This is a genomic window from Mesorhizobium sp. M7D.F.Ca.US.004.01.2.1, assembly GCF_003997785.1.
Taxonomy (GTDB): domain Bacteria; phylum Pseudomonadota; class Alphaproteobacteria; order Rhizobiales; family Rhizobiaceae; genus Mesorhizobium; species Mesorhizobium loti.
In genome coordinates this window covers 1-2,592 of sequence record NZ_RZRQ01000539.1, presented here as the reverse complement: position 1 = coordinate 2,592, position 2,592 = coordinate 1, and the positions used below count along the sequence as shown (strand labels likewise).

Annotated in this window: 4 protein-coding genes; 2 read left to right on the top strand and 2 right to left on the bottom strand. The window is 64.4% G+C overall.

The window, feature by feature from the left end; genetic code table 11:
• Positions 1–195 (bottom strand): FAD-dependent oxidoreductase (locus tag EN993_RS34390; protein WP_164758007.1); only part of this gene is annotated, 195 nt, incomplete at its 3' end.
• Between the two features lie 97 nt (positions 196–292).
• On the opposite strand from EN993_RS34390, the gene EN993_RS34385 reads away from it, so the two are divergent.
• Entirely contained in the window at positions 293–949 is a 657-nt protein-coding gene (locus EN993_RS34385; protein ID WP_245469051.1) for an XRE family transcriptional regulator, read from the top strand.
• A 129-nt stretch (positions 950–1,078) separates the two neighbouring features.
• Here the strand turns inward: EN993_RS34385 and EN993_RS34380 are convergent, their stop codons facing one another.
• Positions 1,079–2,074: an ornithine cyclodeaminase family protein gene (locus tag EN993_RS34380; protein ID WP_127266100.1), complete on the bottom strand. Its 996-nt coding sequence runs from the start codon at positions 2,072–2,074 to the stop codon at positions 1,079–1,081.
• 127 nt (positions 2,075–2,201) lie between these two features.
• On the opposite strand from EN993_RS34380, the gene EN993_RS34375 reads away from it, so the two are divergent.
• Positions 2,202–2,592: Lrp/AsnC ligand binding domain-containing protein (locus EN993_RS34375; protein ID WP_127266099.1), on the top strand; the 391-nt coding region annotated here is incomplete at its 3' end.

Below are 2,592 nucleotides of genomic sequence, written 5' to 3'. Positions count from 1 at the left end.
CGCCAGCGCCCGCACCAGCGCATTGCCGTAGGTTTCGGAAAACAGCGCCGCCGAGCGGCCGCTGGCGTGGTAGCCGAGATGCGGCTCGCGCTCGATCACGATGACCTCGGCCCAGGGCTGCACGGCCGCCGCCAGGGAGAGGCCGGCAATGCCGCCGCCGATGACGACGACTTTCTGGGGGGACTTTGACTGCATCCCCTAGGGGTAGAAATAATTTCGTATCCAGTCAATATTTAGCGTATAAGAAAATTGTTGATGTTGTTGATGGCAGCAGGGAGTTGGACTACCTAGGGTGAAGAAGCGGCCCGGTGGCCGCGCCATGGAGCTGACGATGTCGGAGCAACCGAACCTCGGTGATTGCCTGCGCGGCTTGAGGAAGACGCATGGCTGGACCTTGCAGGAGGTCAGCACGCTGACCGGCGTCGCGGTGTCGACCCTGTCCAAGGTCGAGAACGACCAGATGTCGCTGAGCTACGACAAGCTGCTGCAGATCTGCGAGGGGCTGGGCATCCATGTCACCGAACTGCTCAGCGGCGACCGCAAGCAGCCATCCGCGCGCACCCGTCGTTCGGTGACCTCGCCGTCCAACACGCTGCGCCAGCTGACCCGCAACTATGATTACCGCTATCTGGCGACCGACCTGGTGCGCAAGCGCATGGTGCCGATCCACGCCTTTGCGCGCGCCCGCACGCCGCAGGAATTCGGCCCGCTGACCAGGCATGCCGGCGAGGAATTCCTGATCGTGCTCAAGGGCGAGATCGAGCTGCACACCGACCAGTATGCGCCGGTGCGGCTGAAACAGGGCGAAAGCGTCTACATCGATTCCACCATGGGCCATGCCTATTTGTCGGTGGGCGAAGGCGACGCCGAGATGCTGTGCGTCTGCTCGGGCGACGAGCCGGATATGGAGGGCACGCTGCTGAGTGTGCTGGAGACGGTGGAGGGGTAGGGGCTGGCCCTGACTTCCCGACATTTGCGCCGCCCCACCTGGCTGCCGCCATCTTCTCCCCGTGAACGGGGAGAAATGCCCGGCAGGGCAATGAGGGGCAGCGCTGGCTTCAACAATCAGGCGGCTCCACTAAAGCACAACAGCCCGCCCCAATCCCCGCCGAACCGCCTCGCGATAGGCGAGGTCGGCTGCCACCATGTCCTCCATGGCGACGCCCATGGCCTTGTAGACGGTGACCTGATCGGTGCTGACGCGTCCCGGCCGCAGCCCGAGCAGCATGTCGCCGAGCTCGGTTCCGTTTTTCGGGTCAATGCCCGCCAGTTCGCAGGAACCGACCGGCGTCGCGACAAAGGCCTCCCTGGTCTCGACGAACAGGCTGGCCTTGCCGATAAGCTCGACCGGCAACTCGCCGCCGGGCGGGGCGACGCCGACCGATGAGACATGGGTGCCGGGCCGCACCCAGTCGGCCGAGATCACGGGCTGGTAGGAATGCGTGGCAAGGCAGACGACGTCAGACGAGCGCACCGCGGCCTCGATATCGGCGACTGCAACGACACCTGGATGCCCAGCGGCAAGTGCTTGCGCATCTGAAAACTCCTTCGAGACGACGCGGATTTCGGCGAAGTCGCGCACCAGCGGCAGAAGATGCAGATGCTGGCCGGCCTGCACGCCGGCCCCGACCACCGTCGCGACCTTGGCGTCGCGGCGGGCGAGTTCACGCACCGAGAGCACGGCGGAGCCGGAGGTGCGCACGGCGGTGATATAGGTGCCATCCATGACGCAGACCGGCATGCCCGTCCCAGGGTCGAACAGATGGATGGTGGCGAGGTGGCTGGGGATGCCTTTGGCGATGTTGCCCTCGAAGACGTTGACGATCTTCACCGTAAGATGCATGCCCGCCGTCCAGGCAGGCATCGCCAGCGAATAGCCGGCCTGCGGAATGTCGAGCTGCGGCCGTGCCGGATTGACGACCTTGCCGCCGGACAGCGCCTTGAAGCCGCCGGCGAGCGCGTCGAGAAGCTGGCGCAGGTCGATGCAGGTTTTCACCTCGGCCTCGCTCAGGATGAGCACGGGCGTGTCGCCCTTGGCCTGGGCGCTGCGGGAGGTCGATAGAACCGATGTCATGGGATCCGCTTTCGTTGTCTGTTGCACGACAACGGTATTGCGATCCATCTGCGTGATGAAATATATTGTTTTCGCTATTTTAGCGTGACTATCACGCTTATTCCGGTTCAGAAGTGTGAATCCTGAAATGAACGATCTCGACCGCATCGACCGCTCGCTGCTGCGTTTGTTGCAGGAGGACGGCCGCCGCACGACGCTCGATCTGGCGCGGCGGGTCGGCCTGTCGCCGACCGGAGCGGCGCAGCGCGTCAAGCGGTTGTTCGCCGAAGGGTTCATCCGCGCGGTGCGCGCGGTGCTCGATCCGGCGAGGATCGGACAGGCGCAGCTCGTCTTCATCGAAGTGCGGCTCGACCACACCGCGCCACATGTCTTCGACCGCTTCGCCGAAGCAGTTTTACGCGCGCCCGAAATCATCGAGTGCCACATGGTGGTCGGCGGCTTCGACTATCTGGTCAAGGCGCGCATCGCCGACATGGCGATGTTCCAGGATTTCCTGCAGCGCGTCATCCTGCCGCTGC